Below are 20,978 nucleotides of genomic sequence, written 5' to 3' on the forward strand. Positions count from 1 at the left end.
TGTTTTATTTGCTTGATATTGAAAGAGAGTTAAAAGTGTATTTCATCAAATTTTTCATGAATTGATCTAAGTCGGATTTTCTTAGTTCTCTGTTCAATAAATAAAACCCATTGATTTGTTTTTTCTGTTCTGGGAATAATTTAATAAGGTCGCCTTTGCTTTTTATTAAATAAATTTTGCCTTTTAAATCGATAAAATAAGAATTGTTTTCTTTAAATACATAGTAGATGCTGTTGTCAGAAATTGTTTTTTGCATGTCTTTGTGATGTCTGATATACAAAATTAATTCTGGTGCAACCTTACTTTCTTCGTAGTAGCCTGTGGTAAATTCAGGAATGTCTTCGGTTGCTCTTTCTCTTTTGATAAAGTTTTTATCTTGTATAGAAAACGAACTGACTTTATTCTGAATTAAACTTATACCGACATTTTCTGAACCTCCAGCTGGATTTAAGACCAATATGTCGCGATAGATGTCGTATTTAAGTTTAACATCATAATAAGCTTGGTTTTCGTAGATAGCTTTTCCTAATTCGTATTTATCTACTAAATACAAATGAATGTCATTTCTTAAAGTTCTGTAAGGATTTGTGTGTGGTACCCCATTGTTAATATCCAGATTGTCTTTGCCAACTGTAGTGTCAAACCAATTGTAAGTTTTTACGTCATTGCTAGTTTGACTCTGGATAGTATGAATGTTTAATAATAATTCAAATAAAACGAGAAAAACGATTTTTTTTTGGTAATTTTTCAAAGGATTTAATGGTTTATTAGTTGTTTTTGGAAGATTTCAAAAGTATAAAAAAAAGGTTACAAATAAAACGCTAATTTGTTAAATTGTTATAAAATCACGCTACAGGCTAGTGAAAGGCATTGTTAGACTATTAAAATTTAGAATTTTTATTAAAAATATTTGAAAAATGATGTTGTAGTGATGTATTTTTTGATTTTATGAAGGATGAGCTTGATTTGTAGAAGGATAGCAAAAAAGGTTCAAATAGTCCAAAAATTGAAAAACCCCCAATTTTTAATCGAATTGGGGTTTCTGATATTTTCTTTCAAAAAAACAAATCTACTTGTGAATTAATTTTTTCAATATAATAATCAATTTTTCGAATGGCTCGATTAAAGAATAGATTTTGCTCCTTAATACCTGATTGTCCTAGCGGTTTTGAATTTATGATTTGTTGTTTAAAAAATTGATGCACGTTATTGCAGCTTTCTTCATTATCAGTAATAAAATAGCCTAAGAGTGTGTAAGGAACAAACATGGTTAACTTTTCATCTGTTTCAATAAGCATATTATTGTTGAGCAAGATTAACTCGTTATAATAGATATTAAACTTTGTATTTTTTACGTTACATTTTTCCTGAATCAAATTGATAATTCTTTTCAGATCTTTACAGAGGGCATTTGCATTTTTTAAAGAAAGTAAACCGGCTTCATGAAAGTACAGAATTTGTTGTAAACTGCTGTTTATGGTAGTGTCATTCCAAACTTCATTTACTACCGTGTTTTCATACACATTTTTTAACTTCTGCATATATTCAGTAAACGATTCATCGACTACAAAATTTTCAAAAGCAACTTTTTTCTGATTTGAATTTAATAGATTCAGCCATACAAAAGCTTTAAATTTAGATAGAATTGTACCATCCATAAAATAAAACAATGGAATATCTTTTGCGGAATAAAAAAGTGTTGTGTTGGGATTTTTAGTCAATATTTCGATTTGTTCTGCCGATGTTTTGAAATATTGGAGCATATCTTTTAAAGTTTCTATTTCAATAGTCTTTTCTATAATTACCTTTTCTTTTTTCGAAAATAGATTGTCCAATGAAATATTAAAATGATTTGCCAATATGATGGTTTCATCAATCGAAAATTTACTTTTTTCAGATATTCTTCTGTGTGATGCATCGTAGCTTATCTCTAAAACTGCAGCAATCTCTTCAATTATAGAAACTGATTTAGGGATTTTAGCTCGAAGCGCTTTTAAAAAGGATTCTTGATATTTCATAATTTGCGATAATCACAAATATAAGAAATGGTTTTATTGATTTAAGCAATTTTATATGTGATAATTACAATAGGTTTGTCCTGTAATTTTAAAATAATGATTTATGAAAACATCAATTTTAGTAATTCTAAGTTTTGTTTTTGGATACTCTTACGGTCAGAATTCAGTTCTAATTCAAAATGATCCTGCTGAATTGCATTCTCAAATTTTCAGCCTTTCACCAATGTCTAAAAAAGTTGATAAAGTAAATGGATTTGTATTTGGAGTTGGACATGTTGAGAACAAAAATGTAGAGCATCAAACAATAAACGGATTAAACATGGAAGCGAATCCAGCACCAGTAGTTGGAGCATTCTATGCTTTTATGTCTTTAATGTATATGGATGAAATAATTAAAAACAATAAAAAATCGGATAGCATTAAAAATACTGAAGATTATTATAGGATTAAGAATATGAATCATTCTCCTCATTTAAGGCTAAATGGTTTAAATATTAGTACGGGATGCTTTTTTACCACAACTAGTATGAATGGATTAAATGTATCTGCTGGAAATAAATTCAATAATTTTAATGGACTTTCAGTTACAATTTTAGGAACAATTTCAGATCATCAAAACGGGCTTTCGATTGGTATTTATAATGCTAATAATAATTTGGCAGGCTCAACAGTTGGAATTTACAACCAATCCTATCAATTAAGCGGATTGCATCTGGGAATTTTTAATCAAACCAGAATTAATAGAGGTGTACAAATTGGCGTTTTGAATAAGTCAAATTCAAAAGGCTTTCAATTGGGGCTTTGGAATGTAAACAATAAAAGATCAATGCCTTTTTTAAACTGGTAAATTATGAGACGATGTTTATTACTGCTGATTCTTATATTTTCAGAATTTGCATTTGCCCAAAATGAATCTCAAAATTCATCTGATGAATACGAGAGAGTTTATGTTGAAGCTGGTTTTGTACAGCCAATAGGAGAACTTTCTGGTAAATTTGATTTATCTCCATCATTTGGATTTTGGTTTAGAAATAAATTAAATCGGGAAGATTTTGTAGATTTTGGATTTAACTTTTTTGTACCAAAAAATCCTGTCAATGTCAATTTTAAATATCGGGATTCAATTGTACAATATAAATCAAGTCATTTTGCAATAAATATAGGAACGCGTTTTGCAAAAGTTATTCCGTTATCTCGGCAAAAAGCAGATTTTAATTTAGAATGGAATTCAGGAATTGGTTTGGCTCTAAATTTTTATAATGCTCCAAAAGAATTAGAATTTGGAGAGAGAGAGCACACAAAAGAAGTTTTGACTACATTTTATTTATCACAAGGAATCAAGCTTAATTATAAAAATACCGGATTGCAATGTCATTATCAATGGTCGCCTTATAACTTGTTTAATGATCAGGTTGAAAAGAATTTTGGTTCCCAAAGTTTGATGTTTGGAATAGTTTACAGACAATAGTAAAAACTGAAAAACCCCAATTCGATTAAGAATTGGGGTTTTCTATGAATAAACCTTTAGTAAACTAAGATCTGATTACTCTTTTTTTTCCTCACGTGGAGGTCTTGGAACAAGTGCTTTTTTAGACACTTTTTCTTTTTTAGTTTTAGGGTCAACTCCTAAGTATTTCACTTGGAAAACATCTCCCATTTTAACTACGTCAGCAACATTTTCTGTACGCTCCCAAGCTAATTCAGAAACGTGAAGTAAAACTTCGTTTCCTGGTGCAGCAGTATATTCTACAACGGCTCCAAAATCAAGCATTTTAATTACTTTAACTTCGTAAGCTTCTCCTAATACTGGTTTGAAAGTGATAGAAGCAATTTTTGCTAATACCGTTTCAATTCCAGCAGGATCTGTACCTAAAATTTCAATAACTCCTTGCTCATCCACTTCATTAATAACGATAGTTGTTCCAGTAGCTTTTTGTAATTCTTGAATTACTTTTCCACCAGGTTCCAATTAAAGCTCCAATAAAGTTTCCAGGAATAGTTCTAGTAATGATTTTTGGTGCATGAGCTTTTACGTCAGCTCTTGGTGCAGCGATTGTTTCAGTTAATTTTCCTAAAATGTGTAAACGTCCATCACGAGCCTGAGCCAAAGCTTGCTCCATAATGTCATAACGTAAACCATCAATTTTGATGTCCATTTGACAAGCTGTAATACCGTCAGCAGTTCCAGTTACTTTAAAGTCCATATCTCCTAAGTGATCTTCGTCTCCTAAGATATCAGACAATACAGCAAATTTCTCACCGTCAGTAATTAATCCCATAGCAATACCAGAAACTGGTTTTACCATTTGAACTCCAGCATCCATCAAAGCCATTGTTCCAGCACAAACAGTTGCCATAGAAGAAGAACCATTAGATTCTAAAACCTCAGAAACAACACGAATTGTATAAGGGCAATCAGCAGGAATCATATTTTTTAAAGCTCTTTGAGCTAAGTTACCGTGACCAACTTCTCTTCTTGAAGTTCCTCTTAATGGTTTTGCTTCACCAGTAGAGAAAGGAGGGAAGTTATAGTGTAAGTAGAATTTCTCTTCACCTTGCTCTGATGGAGAATCGATTTGGTTTGCTTCTCTAGATGTTCCTAAAGTTACAGTTGCCAAAGCTTGAGTTTCTCCACGTGTAAATAAAGAAGATCCGTGTACTCTTGGTAAATAATCAGTTTCACACCATATTGGTCTGATGTCTGTAGTTTTTCTACCATCTAAACGAACACCTAATTCTAAAACTACATTACGAACAGCTTCTTTGTTTGTTTTGTAGAAATATTTAGAAACTAAATCACCGTCAGCAGCTAATTCTTCTTCAGTAAATAAAGCTTTAACTTCTTCTTTTACTTCAGCAAATGCAGCGCCTCTTTCGTGTTTAGCTGAGCCAACTTTTGCAATAGCATAGATTTTATCGTATGCTGCAGCTTTTACTTTTGCGTAAATTTCTTCGTTTTCTCTCTCTCCTTCGTAAGTACGGATTTCTTTTTTACCAAAAGCTTCCTGTAAACGATATTGAGCTTGAATTTGAACTTTGATAGCTTCGTGAGCAAACTTAATAGCTTCGATCATTTCAGCTTCTGAGATTTCTTTCATCTCACCTTCAACCATTGCTACAGAATCCATAGAGGCTCCAATCATCATATCGATGTCAGATTTTTCTAATTCTTCTCTGCTTGGGTTGATTACTAATTTTCCGTCGATACGTGCAACACGTACTTCAGAAATTAAGTTATAGAATGGAATGTCTGACACAGCTAATGCCGCAGAAGCAGCTAAACCAGCTAATGCATCTGGCATAACTTCTTCGTCGTGAGACATTAATTGAATCATAACTTGTGTTTCAGCATGGTAATCGTCTGGGAAAAGCGGACGCAATACACGGTCAACTAATCTCATTGTCAATACTTCGCTGTCGCTTGGACGAGCTTCTCTTTTAAAGAAACCTCCTGGAAAACGACCTGCTGCTGCAAATTTTTCGCGGTAATCTACCGTTAACGGTAAAAAATCAACGCCTGGGTTTGATGTGCGAGCTGAAACTGCTGTTGCAAGAATCATAGTGTCGCCCATTCTTACTACTACAGAACCGTCAGCTTGTTTCGCTAAACGTCCTGTCTCGATTGTGATGCTTCTGCCATCACCTAAATCGATCTTTTCTACAAATAATTGTGGAATCATAAATTTTTTCCTTATTGATTATACAATGGGTTTTAGTTGTGTTGTAGTGTTGTTGTGTGTAGTTGTTGTTATCTAAAACCCAATGAAAAACCAAACTTTTTTTCTTGTAATATGCTTATTATAAATAGCTATAATGTAAAAACAAAAAGAGGCACTTTCGCACCTCTTTTCTATATTGATTATTTTCTGATATTCAATACTTTGATAATCTCACGATATCTGTTGATATCTTTCTTTTTCAAGTAGTCCAACAAAGCTCTTCTTTTACCTACTAATAGTACAAGAGAACGCTCAGTGTTGTAATCGTGACGATTTTTTTTCAAGTGTTCAGTTAAGTGAGAGATTCTGTAAGTGAACAATGCGATTTGACCTTCAGCTTTACCAGTGTTTTTTGCATCACCGTGTTGTGCGAAGATTTCTTCTTTCTTTTCTTTAGTTAAATACATTCCAATATTGTTTTAATGATTTTTATGTATGTCATACAACTTTTGTAAGACGGGTGCAAAATTAGATTAAAAAAACAGAAAAATCAAAAAAAAATAAAAGAATCTTAAAAAGGAATTCTATAAAATTCAATTTTAATGATTTGAAGGTGTTTTTTTAAATTAAGATTTTTAATTTTATTTTGTCATTATAGTTATTGGTAATTTATAAAGAGCTCTTACTGGAATACCTCTGTTCTTTCCCGGATTCCATTTTTGAGCTTCTTTAATCAATTGTATTGCACTTTCATCGATGCCATAACCAACGCCTTTTATTACTTTTGGTTCTACTAGATTACCTTCTTCATCTACTATAAATGTCATGTATATTTTTCCAGAAACTTTTCTGGCTTCAAAAGGAATGTGCATTGACTTCCCAATATAACTGTAGAATGAATTTATTCCATTCTTAGGACTTGGCTGAAGGTATTTAGTACTGTAGGAATGTTTTATGTTTAGAGAATCTGTGGTAATGCCAGAAACTAATTTTCCATTCTTATACATTTCAATGAAACTTGATTTTCTCCTAAAATCACTTCCTTTCCATGTGCCTTCTGGTTCGCCGTCTTTAATTTGCCCAGCTTCTTCACTGTTTTTGCTTTTATAGGAGTAATATCCATTTCCATCTGTTATAATTTGTTCTTTTTCAGGATTCCAAAAATTATTTAGTTTGCCCTCAACGTTGCCTTTTTCATCTTCTGGATAGTAAACTTCAGATTTTATATTTCCATTTTCGTACCAGTTATATTCTTTTCCTGATTTCTTTGAATTGACATAGTTGACAGTGTATTTTTTATTTCCATTTTCATAGTAAGAGACAGCTTGCCCCTCAATTTTGATAATATCTCTGTCTGTAGTAGTGGCAATAAATTTTATCTTTCCAGATTTATAATAATCTTTATAGATATAAGACTTTTTATCTGAGTAGTATTCTTCAATAAGTCTCGTGTATTTATAATTTTCCGGAGTAGTCGGAACCCACATAGAATCTAAATAAATTAACTTATTAGCAGTTACAGCGTTTTGTGAAAATGCCTGAACAAAAATTAAAATAAAAAATAAAAGCCGTAAAATTTGTTTCATATAGGTTTTGGAAATAAAATTAAAGCAAAGTAATATTTTTAATACAAAAAGTCAAGATTGGTGTATTATAAAAATAAAAAGTCTTTTTTTCTTTGCTGTTGACTAATGTATTATTTTAATTTGACAACTTTTTTCCCTGATTGTTTCTCGCCTAATGAAGAATAAGAAGTTTTAATATTGTTTTCATCAACACGTACTCCAGAAATTAAAATCCCTTTGTCATAGTTGTCAGTAAAAGAAGTGTTTTTAGCTAAATCATTTCCCTGCCAGATGCCTTGTTTTAAACCGTTTTTAATTTCTCCTTTTTGAGTTATAGGCTCGATCGGTTTCTTGATAATCCCCATTTCCGTCTGTTACAGTTTGCGTTTTGTCTTCGCTCCAAGAGTTAATAATCAAAGTTTGTGATTTCTTTGTTTTTGGATCCCATAGATTCTGTTTTTCGCACTTTTTATTCTGGTTTTCGTACCAATTGATTTCTTTTCCGTTTTTGTGATCCTCAGAATAATTGACAACGGTTTCTTTTGCTCCGTTTTTATAATAGTAAATAAATTCGCCATCTTTTTTTAAGACGTCGCGATCCAGAGTAGAACCAGTCATTTTCTTTCTTCCATTCTTATAAAAATCAGTTACAACATACCGAACACTTTTTTGCGAATAATTGGTAATTACTCTTGTGTAGGCAGAGTTTTCTAGTGTGCATTCGCGATTTAAGGAGTCTAAAAAGATTTTTTTAGAAACCATATTAATTTGTGCAGACAGATGAGCTGAAATTAGTGTAAGCAAAAAGAGAAGGAAGTTTCTTTTCATTCTGTGCTATTTTTTATCTTAAAAATAGTTCTTCTAGAATAATTTAGCAACTTCTTGATTTACAAATTCTAAAAATCTTTCGTCAGCTTCTGTAAAAGGATCAATAACGTGGCTGTCGATGTCGATTTGACCAATATTTACTCCGTTAACAAAAAGGGGTACTACGATTTCCGATTTTACGGTTAAACTGCAGGCGATGTAATTGTCTTGTGCTTTCACATCTGGAACAACAAAATTGGCATTACTTTCAGCAACTTGGCCGCAAATTCCTTTTCCAAAAGGAATAACAGTATGGTCTGTTTCTGCACCAACATAAGGTTCGTAAATGTAAAGTTTTAGCCTCGTGATTAGCAAAATAAAATCCAACCCAGTTGTAATACTCCACGTTTTCGTTTAAAAGTTGGCATATTGCTAATAATTTTCCGTCTCTATCTGTTTCAGTGCCAGTAACAATTGCACTTATTTTTGGTTGTAATTCTTGAAATGTCATAATGTAAAAATTTATACAAAAGTATTTAAAGCTGAACTCAAAAAATACATAAATTTGAAAAAAAAATCTCTTGAAAAAATATTTAGTCCAGTTTAAGCCATTCTTAATTTTTGTAAGCGTCTTTTTTCTTACCTATATTGTCCTTACACTGCTGTATAAGTTTTATTTAAATGGCTATCAAGCCGAGGAACTTGATGGTGCGACAATGATAGCCGGGCAAAATGCAGAACAATTGCTAAAGCTTTTTAATTATGATATCATAATTCAGAAAAGTTCACAAAATCCGTGGCAGGAGATTATTTTAAGTGGCAAATTCATAGCGCGTATAACAGAGGGGTGTAATGCTGTTAGCGTAATGATACTTTTTGTGTCGTTTGTAGCTGCCTTTTCGAGAAGTTTAAAAAAAACAGTACTGTTTATACTTTTTGGACTTATATCTATATACCTATTAAATGTTCTAAGAATTGCGATTTTGATTATCCTTGTATATAATTTTCCTCAATATACCCGATTTTTACATGGTACTTTCTTTCCTTTAGTGATTTACGGATATGTTTTTGTTTTATGGGTTTTCTGGATTAATAGATTTTCAAAATATGCTAAATAATTTAAAAGAGAATAAATTTAAAATCTTTACAGCAATTGTTGTGATAATAGGTTTTGCTTTGATTAGGACATTTGAAAGAAATTTGTTTTATGATCCTTTTCTGAGATACTTTGAAGCCGATTTCCATTCGAGTCCTTATCCAGAAGTAGAAACTCTAAAATTTTTCGGGTCGCTTTTTCTTCGTTATTTTCTAAACTCTGCTTTGTCACTTTTACTGATTTATGTCTTATTTCAAGATCGTGATATTTTTAAGTTTAGCTCATTTGTTTATGCCTCCTTTTTGGTTGTGCTATTGAGTTTATTTTATATAATACTTAATTTTTTTCCAGATGGCAGTTGGCTTCTTTTTTATGTGAGAAGATTTATAGTTCAACCAATTTTGGTGTTATTGTTTATTCCTGGATTTTACTATCAGCTTCAGAAATCTAAAAAATAACAATTCATTTAGTTTTTTATCAACAGTTTTTGAATAGCTTTGCAGTATGAATTTGAAAAAGTGTACAGGTCTGTTTTTGGCGTTCCTTTTATTGGTTTCCAATATTGGGTTTGCTTTTGATGTGCACTATTGTGGCGGAGAAATTGCTTCGGTTTCATTAAAGACTACTGCAGAACCTGTTGTTGAAAAGAAATGCTGCGGTTCTAAAGAGAAAAAGAACTCTTGTTGTAAAGACAAAGTTGTTCATTTCGAAAAGAAATCAGATGATGCAACAATCAAATTCTTCTTTTTTCAATTTGCTTTCCCAGCAGTTATACAAGATTACAAACCTCTTGTCTTTTTAGAAATTCCAAATTTTAAAAAGAAAGAAGTTCTTTCGTATTATGCTGACGCGAATGCGCCCCCCTTATTTAAATTATACCATCAGTATATTTTCTATTCCTGATTTTAATGTTAAGATGCACTACAAGTCTTGATTAAGACTTCGTATTTACATTTTAATTGCTTTTGCTTTGCGCAGAATGCAATAATGTAATTCTATTTCAACATTAAAATCATTTTTTATGCAAAAAAATATAATGCTTTTTGTAGCGTTTTTGCTTTCTGTATCTGTGTTTTCGCAAGAAGATCTAGAAGAGGTAAAAATCACTAAAAAGCAAAAAGGAATTAAAAAATCCTATACCTTAACAGCCAATACCTCTGTAATTACTAGTAAAGAACTGCTTAAAGCGGCTTGTTGTAATTTGGCAGAAAGCTTTGAAACCAATCCATCAATCGATGTCAATTTTTCTGATGCTTTAACAGGAACTAAGCAAATTAAAATGCTTGGATTGACGAGTCCTTACTTAATGATTACAGAAGAGAATATTCCTTCTGTTCGAGGAGCTTCTCAAGCTTACGGATTGTCATTTACTCCTGGAACTTGGATCGAAAGTGTTCAGATTACCAAGGGAGCGGGAAGTGTTATAAATGGATACGAAAGTATTTCAGGTCAAATCAATACGGAGCTTTTAAAACCTTTAAACGATATTCCGTTTTTCTTGAATGCTTATGGTTCAACCGATTCTCGTTTTGAATTGAATACTCATTTCAATAAAAAATTATCAGATAAATGGGCAACAAGTTTGTTTGTTCATGGAAATGCCCGTGTAGCCAAAAACGACATGAACAATGATGGTTTTTTAGATAATCCGTTAGGAAAACAAATCAATGTTTTAAACCGTTACCAATATTATGATCCGGAAAGCGGTTTGGTTAGTTTTATCAATTTCAGATATATGAATGATAAAAAACAAACAGGAGAAGTTGATTTTGATAAAGATCGCGATCGTGGCACAACTAACCATTGGGGATCTGAAATTAATACAGAACGTTTTGATGTTTCAACAAAAATTGGATATGTGTTTAAAGATATGCCTTATCAAAGTATCGGTTTTCAAAACGCTTTTAATAGTCATAAACAAGATTCTTATTATGGTTTAAATCAATACGATATCAAACAAAATAGTTTTTATTCTAATTTGATTTTCAATTCGATTATCAATAACACCATGCACAAGTTTACTACTGGTCTGAATTTTACTTACGATCAATATCAGGAGTTTGTCAACTTAACAGATGTGGGCAGAATTGATAATTCTGTTGGCGCTTTCTTTGAGTATACTTACGATAATACAGACAATTTCAGTTTGATTTTAGGAGGAAGAGTAGATAACCATAATCGATTAGGTTTTTTTGTTACTCCAAGATTGCACATGAGATATAATCCTTGGAAAAATGGAGTAGTTCGTTTTTCTGCGGGAAGAGGGAAACGTTCTGCCAATATTTTTGCCGAGAATCAGCAGCTTTTTGCAAGTTCAAGAACATTTTCGATTTTAGATTCTAGTGGAAAAGTTTACGGTTTAAATCCAGAGATTGCTTGGAATTATGGTGTAAGTTTCTCGCAGAAATTCCGTCTTTTCAATAAAAATGCCGATGCAGGTTTTGATTTTTACCGCACCGATTTCCAAAATCAAGCTGTTGTAGATGTGATGCAAAGCCCGCAACAAGTTTTGTTTTATGATTTGAAAGGAAGTTCTTTTGCAAACAGCCTTCAAGTAGAGTTTAATTATGAATTGATTCATAACTTAAATTTGAGAACAGCTTACAAATATTACGACATTCAAACCGATTATTTAAGAGGGACATTCCAGCGTCCGCTTCAGGCTAATCATCGTTTCTTAGGAAATTTAGAATACGAAACAACGATGAATAATGATAAACAATGGAGGTTTGACTTTACGTATAATTGGTCAGGAAAACAGCAATTGCCTTATACGGCAACAAATCCTGCAGAAGATCAATTTCCTGATTTTTCACCAGCTTATGGGGTGATGAATGCTCAAGTAACTCGTGTTTTTTCATCGGTCTTTGAGGTATATGTAGGAGGGGAGAATATTGGAAATTACAAGCAGCAAAAAGCAATTTTAGGAGCAAACGATCCTTTTCGGACCTAATTTTGATGCATCGATCGCATACGCTCCAATTTTTGGACAGATGTATTATGCAGGATTAAGATTTAAAATTAAATAACAATTTCAATATCAAAAATCAATATCAATAACAATTTCAAAAGTCAATTTTAATAACAATAAAAATAAATACAATGAATAAGATAGTTTTAATCGCAATGATGGTTTTTTTAGGTTTGTCGGCTCAGGCTCAAACGAAGAAAAATAAGAACTTAAAATATGCAACAGAAGTAAATGGTAACTGCGAACAATGCAAGAAACGAATTGAAAAAGCGGCTTACGGAGTTCCAGGTGTGAAAACTGCAAGTTGGGATGTAAGCTCTCATCAGCTTTCGGTTATTTTAAATGAAGAAAAATGTTCTCCTTCAGATTTAAACAAGGCGATTGCAAAGGCAGGTCATGATACTAAGGAAGTTAAAGCGACAACTGAAGATTATGATAACTTGCATAGCTGTTGCAAGTATGTAAGAGAATAATGTGAAGTAAAGCCCAGACAAATAGTTTGGGCTTTTTTTAATAGTTAATTTATGTTTAAAATACCGTATTTTATTGTGGTTAAGCTAAATTATTGTTACTTTCACGAACTTATAAGATAACCAATTCCCCTTTTATGAATAATTTTGAATGGACCCAGTTACTAAACCCTGAATTTTATATTACTTTAAGCGTTGGCGGTTTTCAGATTGGGTTATTTATTGTTCTGTTTATCGTTTTCGCCGAAACAGGACTTTTTGCAGGTTTTTTTCTGCCTGGAGATAGTTTGCTTTTTTTGGCAGGTATTTACAGCCGTGATCTAGTTGAGAATGTTGCCTCTATTCCAAATGATTTTATAAATGTCTTTCTGCTTGCTACTTCAGTTGCTATAATGGGAGTTTTAGGTAATATGACTGGTTATTGGTTTGGCGCAAAAAGCGGTTATTATTTATTTAAAAAAGAAGATACATTCTGGTTCAAGAAGAAATATCTGTTGCAGTCAAAAGATTTCTTTGAAAAATATGGTGGAAAAGCAATTATTTACGCACGTTTCCTTCCAATTTTCAGAACCTTTGCTCCAATTGTTGCGGGTATTGTATCGATGGATAGAAAGAAGTTTATGTTTTACAATATCTTGAGTTCTTTCCTTTGGTCGTTTATTTTAATTTTCGCAGGACATTATTTATATGGCATTTTCCTGAAACAAGGCATAGATTTAAAGAAACACATTGAATATATTATTATCATTATCGTTATAATCTCAACTTTCCCTGTTCTAGTTAAACTATTTAAAAAGACACCAAAGGAACAAATATAATCTTAAAGAAAATAAAAAAATCCGAAGCCTTAAGCTTCGGATTTTTTTTGCTTGTTGGTAAAGTTATTATCGATGTTTTCATGATATGGTATGCTGTTATATGCGGTATAATTAGTTAGCAGATAAAATCGAAGTTAATAGCGTAAATGTAAAATCAAAAAAAGCTGTAATTAGTTTTTAAAACATAATAACAGCTTTTGAATTAAATTATTATAGTTGTATACAAGTAATTTCTAATTGGAATTTGGCATTTAAAAATTGAATATTTTAAATACTTACCATTCATTCACTTTATTTGCATCCATTTTAAGGAAAATAAACAGCAAAATGGTAAATCCCCAGAGTCCAGAGCCTCCGTATGAAAAGAACGGCAGAGGAACACCAATTGTAGGGAAAATTCCAATTACCATCGCGATATTTACAAAGAAGTGTATAAATAGAATTGCGGCGACGCAATAGCCATAGACTCGGCTAAACTTTGTCTTCTGTCTTTCTGCCAAATAAATTACTCTAAGCAATAAACTAACGAAAAGTAAAATAACGACAAAAGAACCTGCAAATCCCCATTCTTCACCAACAGTTGTAAAAATATAATCGGTATGTTGCTCAGGAACAAATCCTCCTTTGGTTTGTGTTCCTTCTAGGAAACCTTTTCCAATCCATCCACCAGAACCAATTGCAATTTCAGACTGATTGGTATTGTATCCAATCCCTTTCATATCTACAGTTTTACCAAGTAAAATATTGAAACGGTCTCTGTGATGCTGTTTAAAAACATTATCAAAAACATAATCTACAGAGAAAACAAATCCTGAAATTAAAACTAATAAGATACCGCTTAAAATAATATTTCGATCTACTGCTCTGCCTTTAAAATGTATGATCGCCAAAACGACAAAAGCCATTGCGATAACGGCGTATGGTTCTAAAACCAAAGTCAGAACAAAGAGAATAATCGTTATAAATGCTGTCCAAACATACCAAGAAGGTAAGCCTTCTCGATACAGAACAAGAATAAAAGCACTATAAATTAAGGCACTTCCAGGATCTGGCTGTGGTAGAATAAGTAGTACAGGTAATAGCATTATGGCCAAAGCCTGAATTTGTCTATTCGTTTCTTTTAAGTTGATCTGTGTGTCGCTTAAATATTTAGCCAAAGCCAATGATGTTGCGGCTTTTGCAAACTCAGAAGGCTGCAAAGTAAAGCTTCCGATAGCGTACCAACATCGCTGTCCAGCAATTGTTTTTCCGAAGAGAAACAATCCAGCAAGAGATAATAAAGAAACTCCAAATATGATACTGGCATATTTTTCATAGAATTTACCATCAACAAAAAGCACAACAAATATCAAAGGAATTGTACAGCAAATAAAAATCAGCTGTTTTTGATAAGTACCATCTGTTGATAATAAGGAAGACGAGTAAATATTAAGCCAACCTAAAGTTACCAGCGCAATGTAGATAAAGACACTTATCCAATCAATATTATTTTTTACACTTTGATTTTTCATTTGAAATAATCTTTCTTAGTTTTTCTTAGTTGTGTCTACTGCTGTTTTTTTAACTTCAGTTTTTGGTGCCGTTGTAACTGGTGCTTTTGGCTTTACAATTTTAGCTTGTAAAACAGAATCTTTAGGAACAGATTCAATTTTAAGAGCCTCACTTATTCCTCCTAATTTAGCATATTCTGAAAGTAAGCTTTTGTTTAGTACTCTTATTTCTAGATCCGTTCTTGTAATTTTCTTTCTTAGATATTTTTCAATCATTAAACTCGCTATCGGACCCGCAACTGTTGCTCCAAAACCTCCATTTTCAATCATAACCGCAATAGCAATTTTTGGATTGTCTTTTGGTGCAAAAGCAACAAATATAGAGTGGTCTTTAAGCTGTGTTCTTTTGCCGTTTATTTTGGCAAAGTTCTCGGCAGTACCTGTTTTTCCGCAAATATCGATTCCTTCTACTCTTAAGCTGTAAGCGGTACCTTTGTTGTAAACATCAAACAGTCCGCTGATAACTGGCGGGAAATATTTTTGATCAATCGTAGTCACGTGTTTCGTGGTGAACTTTTCGTCTATTTTCTCTCCTTCAATTTTTTTAATGATATGAGGAGTGTAGTAATACCCCTGATTTGCTACAGTAGCCATCATGTTGGCTAGCTGAATAGGCGTCATTAAAACCTCTCCCTGACCAATTGCATTCGATACAATAGTTGAGCTTCTCCATCCTCCATTAGGATAAATTCTTTTGTAGGTTTTAGAAGTTGGGATATTTCCTCGTTTTCCAATAGGTAAATCATATCCCATAAATTGTCCTAAACCAAAACTTTTTATGTGACCGCTCCAGACATCAACTGCTTGGCCAGGATCTTTATACTTATTGATGGTCAGCATATAGGCTTGTCCAAAATAAGTGTTGCAAGAATTGTAAATTCCGTTATGCAATTGATGCGGACCAAAACCGTGACACTTCATGAATCGGCCTCCACCATAACTAAATCCGTGATGACACATAAAAGTGGTCTGCTCATTTACTACACCTTCTTGAAGCGCAACTAAACCAGTTAGGATTTTGAATGGAGAACCTGGAGGGTACTCTGCTAAAAGTCCTCTGTCGTATAATGGTTTTGAAATAGAATCGTTATATAAAAGCGTATAATTTTTAGATCTTTGGCGGCCTACCAAAATACCTGGATCGTAGGAAGGTGCAGTAACCAACGCTAGAATTTCTCCAGATTTAGGCTCAAGGGCAACAATTCCTCCTCGCTTATTGATCATCAATTCCTCGCCATATTTTTGAAGTTCAGCATCAATAGTTAAATTAATATCTTCTCCAGCTACGGCGATGGTGTCGTATTTTCCTTCTTTATAAGCACCAATTTCTCGGTTGTATTTGTCTTTTTGAATATATTTTACACCTTTTATTCCGCGTAAAATTTCTTCATAACTTTGTTCTACACCTTGTTTTCCAATTAAATCTCCACTATTGTAATAAGGATTTTTTTCAATCTGTTTTTCGTTAACCTGTGTAATAAAACCAAAAATATTTGCACCATAATCTACTTCATAATCACGAAGTGATCTTTTTTGGAAATAAAAACCATCATATTTTCTGATTTTTTCCTGAAAAGCAGCAAATTCATTTTTGTTTAGCTGCGATAAGAAAACAGAAGGAAGTCTAGGGCTATATACTTTTGCCTTTTCGACGCGTTTATGATATTCTTCTTCAGTAATATTTAGAAGAGCGCAAAATTCGGCAATATTTAAATCTTTTTTTACATCTCTTGGAATAACCATGATGTCATAAGAAGCCTGATTCGCAACAAGAAGTTTTCCGTTACGATCATAAATATAACCTCTTTCAGGATAGTCGTATACTTTTTTTATCGCATTATTTTCCGATTTCAATTTAAAAGAATCATCAATAATTTGCAGGTAAAAAATCCTAATCACTAGCAAAGACGCTGCAATAATAATTATAGTGGGCAGCAAGACTTTTCTCATCGTTTATTGGGCTTAATAAGATAAATTATTATTATTGAGGTGATTATAGTAAAGATCGAACTAAATAAGGTTCGGAGCAAAATGTCCCAGATGAATTTGAATTGAAATGCTTCTAAGACAAATAATACAATATGATGCATTAAAACCGAAACCAGTATAAATGAAAATCGTTCTGGTGTTAAAGATTCGTTTAGTTTAATAGTTTGATATTCATAACTCAGACCAAAAGAAAATTTAAAAATATAGGGTCTATAATACGCTAATATAACACATGCAGTGGCATGTATACCTCCAGAATTACAGAACATATCCATTGTAAGTCCAAGTAAAAAACTAGAAATTATTAATCCTGCTTTATTGCTGTTTACAGGGTATAGAATGATATACAAGATATACGGAAAAGGACTTATATATCCTAAGAAATTCATATTGTTGAAAATAACAATCTGAACTGCCAGTAACATAATAAATCGAAAAATATTGACTAACAGAGCGCTATTCATTTTTTTCTTTGTTTTTGTTTTCTAAGTTAATAAGTTCTTCTCTGTCTTTACTTTTGATGACATATACATGACCCAAGTTTGTCATATCGTTAAATAGTTTAACTTTTATAACATAAAAGCTTGTGTTCTCTTTTTTGTATATAACGTCTACAGTTCCGATATTAATTCCTTCAGGGAAAATTACAGATTGTCCTCCGGTAACAATGGTGTCACCTTTTCTAATTGATGCTAATCTTGGCACATCCTCTAGCTGAACAAATCCTGTACTTTTACCATCCCAAGTTAAAGAACCAAAGTGGTTAGATTTTTTGATTTTAGCATTAATATGCGACTTCATGTTCAAAATGCTCACTACTGTAGAATAGTTGGCAGAAGTATTGTCTACTACTCCAATAATACCTAAACTGTTTATAACTCCCATATCTGGCTTAACTCCTTCTTTGCTTCCAGAGTTTAAAGTGATATAGTTTTCGTGTGTGTTGTATGTATTATGAATTACTTTTGATACCACAATATCTGCAGGTTTTACACCTTTAATGCTATCTGGCAATGGTGCTTTGGTAGTGTCTTCTTTATTGAACAAAAGACTTTTTAACCTTGCATTCTCTAATACAAGTTCATCATTTTCGGCTCTTAAATTCAAATATTCGTTTACACGATTAATTCTTTCATAAACACCTCCGCTTAAAAAATTAGCTGAACTGATTACTCTGCTTCTGTGGTAAGAATGCGATTGAATTGTGAGCGTCAACGAAATACCTAAAAGCAGCAAAAACAGCAATCGATTACTGTTTCTTATAATGAAATTAAATATTTGCTGCATTTCTTGTCTGGTTATTTTGTTTCAGGATATGCTTAAAGGTTTCAGTTTTTACAAGGGTCAAATATTAAAAATCTGACCCTTATAAAAGTAAATTGATTGTTATTTTGAATCTTATTTGATTAAGATACTTTTAAATTTAGCGATGTTTTTAAGAGCCATTCCTGTTCCTCGTACAACTGCTCTTAAAGGATCTTCGGCAATATAAACCGGTAAGTCTGTTTTTTGAGAAATACGTTTGTCAAGACCTCTTAGCATCGATCCACCACCAGCTAAATAGATACCAGTGTTGTAGATATCTGCTGCTAATTCTGGCGGAGTCTGAGATAATGTTTCCATTACCGCATCTTCAATACGCTGAATAGATTTGTCTAATGCTTTTGCAATTTCACGGTAAGAAACATCTACTTGTTTTGGTTTACCAGTAAGTAAATCTCTACCTTGAACTGACATATCTTCTGGCTGAGCCATCTAAATCTTCAATAGCCGCTCCAATTTGAATTTTAATTTTTTCTGCAGTACTTTCTCCTACAAAAAGGTTGTGCTGTGTACGCATGTAATAAACGATGTCGTTTGTGAAAACGTCACCTGCAATTTTTACAGATTTGTCACAAACAATTCCGCCTAAAGCGATAACAGCAATTTCTGTTGTACCACCTCCGATATCTACAATCATGTTACCTTTTGGTTGCATAATGTCTATACCAATACCAATTGCCGCTGCCATTGGCTCATGAATCAAGTAAACTTCTTTTCCGTTTACTCTCTCACAAGATTCCTTCACCGCTCTCATCTCCACTTCAGTAATACCAGAAGGAATACATACAACCATACGTAAAGCTGGAGTAAACATTCTTTTTTTCAATGCAGGAATACTTTTAATGAACATATTGATCATTTTTTCCGAAGCATCAAAATCAGCGATTACACCATCTTTCAAAGGCCTTATAGTTTTGATGTTTTCATGTGTTTTACCTTGCATCATATTGGCTTCCTTACCAACAGCAATGATTTTGCCTGATACTCTATCACGTGCAACGATAGATGGACTATCAATGACAACTTTATCATTATGAATGATTAAAGTGTTTGCGGTTCCAAGGTCTATCGCAATATCCTCGGTCATGAAATCAAAAAATCCCATAAGTTTTTTAGGGGTTTAAAATGTTATAAATTATTTATCGAACAAAGTTAAACAAATTAATGTTTAAAATGACGAGTTCCTGTAAATACCATTGCAAGATTATTTTCATTGCAATAATTTATACTTAATTCGTCTTTAATTGAACCTCCTGGCTGAATTACAGCAGTTATTCCTGCTTTTTTGGCTAATTCTACACAATCCGGAAATGGGAAAAATGCATCACTTGCCATCGAAGCTCCATTTAAATCAAATCCAAAAGCTTTTGCTTTGTCAACAGCTTGAATTAAAGCGTCAACTCTTGAAGTCTGACCTGTACCTGATGAAATCAATGTTCCGTTCTTAGCAAATACAATAGTGTTTGATTTTGTATTCTTGCAGATTTTAGAAGCAAAGATCAAATCTTCGATCTCTTGAGCAGTAGGTTCTGTAATTGTAACGGTTTTTAAATGCTCTTTATTATCCGTAATATTATTTCTGTCCTGAATTAACAAACCATTAAGACAAGTTCTTACTTGACGAGCTGGTAATTCAACTTCATTTTGAACTAATATAATTCTGTTTTTCTTCTCTTGTAAAACTGTAACTGCCTCATCATCATATGCAGGAGCGATTACAACCTCGCAGAATAATTTGTTGATTTCCTGTGCAGTTTCTAAATCAATTTTTGTGTTAGAAATTAACACTCCTCCAAAAGCAGAAGTAGGATCACAAGCTAAAGCGGCTAAATAAGCTTCGCTGATTGTTTTTCTTGAAGCCAATCCGCAAGCATTGTTGTGTTTTAAAATGGCGAACGTTGGTCCGTCAGTTTTAAATTCAGCAATTAAATTTACTGCAGCATCAACATCAAGTAAATTGTTGTATGATAATTCTTTTCCGTGAAGCTTGTTGAACATTGCATCAAAATCTCCAAAGAAGAATCCTTTTTGGTGAGGGTTTTCACCGTATCTTAAAACTTGACCATTTGCAATGCTTTCTTTGTAGATAGTCTCGTCTGTGTTGAAATAATTAAAAATAGCGCCATCGTAGTGAGAGGAAACGTGGAATGCTTTAGTAGCCAACAATCTTCTGTTTTCCAAAGTTGTTGCTCCATCTTGCTCGGTAATCAAATCTAGAAGCAAGCTGTATTCGTTAACAGAAGCTACAATTACAGTGTCTTTAAAGTTTTTTGCACCTGCACGAATTAATGAAATACCACCAATATCAATTTTCTCAATAATATCTTGTTCGCTAGCACCAGAAGCAACTGTTTTTTCAAAAGGATATAAATCAACAATTACTAAATCGATTTGAGGAATATCAAATTCCTTCATTTGCTGCACGTCGCTTTCATTATCTTGACGATTCAAGATTCCGCCAAAAATCTTTGGGTGTAAAGTTTTTACTCTTCCGCCAAGAATTTCAGGGAAAGAAGTGATATCTTCAACAGGAACGACTGGAATACCAAGGTTTTTGATAAAATCTTCAGTTCCTCCAGTTGAATAAAGTGTTACATTTTGTTCGTGTAATTTTCTAACAATTGGTTCTAATCCATCTTTAGAAAAAACAGAAATTAATGCCGATTGTATTTTTTTTGTTGTGCTCATTGTGTAGTTATGATTTTGAGACTG

At 32.6% G+C, this 20,978-nt stretch carries 18 protein-coding genes and 4 pseudogenes; 8 read left to right on the plus strand and 14 right to left on the minus strand.

Going from position 1 to position 20,978, the window contains the following annotated elements:
- Nucleotides 1-4 precede the first annotated feature (4 nt).
- Nucleotides 5-751 (minus strand): hypothetical protein, encoded by a 747-nt coding sequence (locus ACPWTF_RS15095; RefSeq protein WP_427871903.1) that lies wholly within the window; start codon nt 749-751, stop codon nt 5-7.
- 304 nt (nt 752-1,055) lie between these two features.
- Nucleotides 1,056-2,018: a hypothetical protein gene (locus tag ACPWTF_RS15100; protein ID WP_427871905.1), complete on the minus strand. Its 963-nt coding sequence runs from the start codon at nt 2,016-2,018 to the stop codon at nt 1,056-1,058.
- A 103-nt stretch (nt 2,019-2,121) separates the two neighbouring features.
- Here ACPWTF_RS15100 and ACPWTF_RS15105 point away from each other — a divergent pair, with 103 nt between their 5' ends.
- Together ACPWTF_RS15105 and ACPWTF_RS15110 are read left to right on the plus strand one after the other, a co-directional pair.
- The gene (locus tag ACPWTF_RS15105) at nt 2,122-2,865 is read left to right on the plus strand and encodes an LA_2272 family surface repeat-containing protein (protein ID WP_427871906.1); all 744 of its coding nucleotides are present in this window, start codon (nt 2,122-2,124) and stop codon (nt 2,863-2,865) included.
- Between the two features lie 3 nt (nt 2,866-2,868).
- Nucleotides 2,869-3,486 carry a hypothetical protein gene (locus ACPWTF_RS15110; RefSeq protein WP_427871907.1) on the plus strand — a complete coding sequence of 206 codons (618 nt, stop codon included), beginning with the start codon at nt 2,869-2,871 and terminating at the stop codon, nt 3,484-3,486.
- A gap of 75 nt (nt 3,487-3,561) precedes the next feature.
- Here the strand turns inward: ACPWTF_RS15110 and ACPWTF_RS15115 are convergent.
- The 6 genes and pseudogenes from ACPWTF_RS15115 to ACPWTF_RS15140 form a co-directional block, all read right to left on the minus strand.
- A pseudogene (locus ACPWTF_RS15115) lies at nt 3,562-5,698 on the minus strand (polyribonucleotide nucleotidyltransferase).
- 179 nt (nt 5,699-5,877) lie between these two features.
- Nucleotides 5,878-6,144, minus strand: a complete 267-nt coding sequence (gene rpsO, locus ACPWTF_RS15120) for a 30S ribosomal protein S15 (RefSeq protein ID WP_012023524.1) — start codon at nt 6,142-6,144, stop codon at nt 5,878-5,880.
- A gap of 174 nt (nt 6,145-6,318) precedes the next feature.
- Complete coding sequence (locus ACPWTF_RS15125) at nt 6,319-7,263, minus strand: energy transducer TonB (RefSeq protein ID WP_379794709.1); 945 nt, start codon at nt 7,261-7,263, stop codon at nt 6,319-6,321.
- Between the two features lie 110 nt (nt 7,264-7,373).
- Nucleotides 7,374-7,607: a hypothetical protein gene (locus ACPWTF_RS15130; RefSeq protein ID WP_427871909.1), complete on the minus strand. Its 234-nt coding sequence runs from the start codon at nt 7,605-7,607 to the stop codon at nt 7,374-7,376.
- The gene (locus ACPWTF_RS15135; RefSeq protein ID WP_427871910.1) at nt 7,555-8,070 is read right to left on the minus strand and encodes a hypothetical protein; all 516 of its coding nucleotides are present in this window, start codon (nt 8,068-8,070) and stop codon (nt 7,555-7,557) included. The genes ACPWTF_RS15130 and ACPWTF_RS15135 overlap by 53 nt, the downstream gene beginning before the upstream one ends.
- 33 nt (nt 8,071-8,103) lie before the next feature.
- A pseudogene (locus ACPWTF_RS15140) lies at nt 8,104-8,560 on the minus strand (GAF domain-containing protein).
- Between the two features lie 70 nt (nt 8,561-8,630).
- Here ACPWTF_RS15140 and xrtF point away from each other — a divergent pair.
- The 6 genes and pseudogenes from xrtF to ACPWTF_RS15170 all read left to right on the plus strand — a co-directional run bounded on the left by xrtF (nt 8,631) and on the right by ACPWTF_RS15170 (nt 13,404).
- Nucleotides 8,631-9,167 carry an exosortase family protein XrtF gene (xrtF, locus tag ACPWTF_RS15145; RefSeq protein WP_427871912.1) on the plus strand — a complete coding sequence of 179 codons (537 nt, stop codon included), beginning with the start codon at nt 8,631-8,633 and terminating at the stop codon, nt 9,165-9,167.
- Complete coding sequence (locus tag ACPWTF_RS15150; protein ID WP_427871914.1) at nt 9,157-9,603, plus strand: exosortase F system-associated membrane protein; 447 nt, start codon at nt 9,157-9,159, stop codon at nt 9,601-9,603. The genes xrtF and ACPWTF_RS15150 overlap by 11 nt, the downstream gene beginning before the upstream one ends.
- 46 nt (nt 9,604-9,649) lie before the next feature.
- Nucleotides 9,650-10,048 carry an HYC_CC_PP family protein gene (locus ACPWTF_RS15155; RefSeq protein ID WP_198854669.1) on the plus strand — a complete coding sequence of 133 codons (399 nt, stop codon included), beginning with the start codon at nt 9,650-9,652 and terminating at the stop codon, nt 10,046-10,048.
- Between the two features lie 118 nt (nt 10,049-10,166).
- Nucleotides 10,167-12,174 (plus strand): annotated as a pseudogene (locus tag ACPWTF_RS15160) (TonB-dependent receptor plug domain-containing protein).
- 73 nt (nt 12,175-12,247) lie between these two features.
- A complete protein-coding gene (locus ACPWTF_RS15165; protein WP_379794695.1) occupies nt 12,248-12,589 on the plus strand; it encodes a heavy-metal-associated domain-containing protein in 342 nt (113 codons plus the stop codon).
- A gap of 134 nt (nt 12,590-12,723) precedes the next feature.
- On the plus strand, nt 12,724-13,404 hold the full coding sequence (locus ACPWTF_RS15170) for a DedA family protein (protein WP_250834286.1): 681 nt from the start codon (nt 12,724-12,726) through the stop codon (nt 13,402-13,404).
- Between the two features lie 275 nt (nt 13,405-13,679).
- Here ACPWTF_RS15170 and rodA read toward each other — a convergent pair whose 3' ends face one another.
- The 6 genes and pseudogenes from rodA to purH form a co-directional block, all read right to left on the minus strand.
- The gene (rodA, locus tag ACPWTF_RS15175) at nt 13,680-14,915 is read right to left on the minus strand and encodes a rod shape-determining protein RodA (RefSeq protein WP_250834285.1); all 1,236 of its coding nucleotides are present in this window, start codon (nt 14,913-14,915) and stop codon (nt 13,680-13,682) included.
- Between the two features lie 15 nt (nt 14,916-14,930).
- A complete protein-coding gene (mrdA, locus tag ACPWTF_RS15180) occupies nt 14,931-16,904 on the minus strand; it encodes a penicillin-binding protein 2 (protein ID WP_427871918.1) in 1,974 nt (657 codons plus the stop codon).
- Entirely contained in the window at nt 16,901-17,407 is a 507-nt protein-coding gene (locus tag ACPWTF_RS15185; RefSeq protein WP_095928103.1) for a rod shape-determining protein MreD, read from the minus strand. The genes mrdA and ACPWTF_RS15185 overlap by 4 nt, the downstream gene beginning before the upstream one ends.
- Nucleotides 17,400-18,230 carry a rod shape-determining protein MreC gene (gene mreC, locus ACPWTF_RS15190; RefSeq protein ID WP_095928102.1) on the minus strand — a complete coding sequence of 277 codons (831 nt, stop codon included), beginning with the start codon at nt 18,228-18,230 and terminating at the stop codon, nt 17,400-17,402. The genes ACPWTF_RS15185 and mreC overlap by 8 nt, the downstream gene beginning before the upstream one ends.
- Before the next feature lie 111 nt (nt 18,231-18,341).
- Nucleotides 18,342-19,371 (minus strand): annotated as a pseudogene (locus ACPWTF_RS15195) (rod shape-determining protein).
- Nucleotides 19,372-19,427: 56 nt separating this feature from the next.
- Nucleotides 19,428-20,954 carry a bifunctional phosphoribosylaminoimidazolecarboxamide formyltransferase/IMP cyclohydrolase gene (purH, locus tag ACPWTF_RS15200; RefSeq protein ID WP_320493422.1) on the minus strand — a complete coding sequence of 509 codons (1,527 nt, stop codon included), beginning with the start codon at nt 20,952-20,954 and terminating at the stop codon, nt 19,428-19,430.
- Between the last annotated feature and the right edge of the window lie 24 nt (nt 20,955-20,978).

Source organism: Flavobacterium sp. MMS24-S5, assembly GCF_050320125.1.
GTDB classification, from domain to species: domain Bacteria; phylum Bacteroidota; class Bacteroidia; order Flavobacteriales; family Flavobacteriaceae; genus Flavobacterium; species Flavobacterium tyrosinilyticum.

Coding starts and splice junctions, on each gene's coding strand:
- ACPWTF_RS15100 (WP_427871905.1), bottom strand. CDS start 2,018: ATGAAATATCAAGAATCCTTTTTAAAAGCGCTTCGAGCTAAAATCCCT.
- ACPWTF_RS15105 (WP_427871906.1), top strand. CDS start 2,122: ATGAAAACATCAATTTTAGTAATTCTAAGTTTTGTTTTTGGATACTCT.
- ACPWTF_RS15110 (WP_427871907.1), top strand. CDS start 2,869: ATGAGACGATGTTTATTACTGCTGATTCTTATATTTTCAGAATTTGCA.
- rpsO (WP_012023524.1), bottom strand. CDS start 6,144: ATGTATTTAACTAAAGAAAAGAAAGAAGAAATCTTCGCACAACACGGT.
- ACPWTF_RS15125 (WP_379794709.1), bottom strand. CDS start 7,263: ATGAAACAAATTTTACGGCTTTTATTTTTTATTTTAATTTTTGTTCAG.
- ACPWTF_RS15130 (WP_427871909.1), bottom strand. CDS start 7,607: ATGGGGATTATCAAGAAACCGATCGAGCCTATAACTCAAAAAGGAGAA.
- ACPWTF_RS15135 (WP_427871910.1), bottom strand. CDS start 8,070: ATGAAAAGAAACTTCCTTCTCTTTTTGCTTACACTAATTTCAGCTCAT.
- ACPWTF_RS15150 (WP_427871914.1), top strand. CDS start 9,157: ATGCTAAATAATTTAAAAGAGAATAAATTTAAAATCTTTACAGCAATT.
- ACPWTF_RS15155 (WP_198854669.1), top strand. CDS start 9,650: ATGAATTTGAAAAAGTGTACAGGTCTGTTTTTGGCGTTCCTTTTATTG.
- ACPWTF_RS15165 (WP_379794695.1), top strand. CDS start 12,248: ATGAATAAGATAGTTTTAATCGCAATGATGGTTTTTTTAGGTTTGTCG.
- ACPWTF_RS15170 (WP_250834286.1), top strand. CDS start 12,724: ATGAATAATTTTGAATGGACCCAGTTACTAAACCCTGAATTTTATATT.
- rodA (WP_250834285.1), bottom strand. CDS start 14,915: ATGAAAAATCAAAGTGTAAAAAATAATATTGATTGGATAAGTGTCTTT.
- mrdA (WP_427871918.1), bottom strand. CDS start 16,904: ATGAGAAAAGTCTTGCTGCCCACTATAATTATTATTGCAGCGTCTTTG.
- ACPWTF_RS15185 (WP_095928103.1), bottom strand. CDS start 17,407: ATGAATAGCGCTCTGTTAGTCAATATTTTTCGATTTATTATGTTACTG.
- mreC (WP_095928102.1), bottom strand. CDS start 18,230: ATGCAGCAAATATTTAATTTCATTATAAGAAACAGTAATCGATTGCTG.
- purH (WP_320493422.1), bottom strand. CDS start 20,954: ATGAGCACAACAAAAAAAATACAATCGGCATTAATTTCTGTTTTTTCT.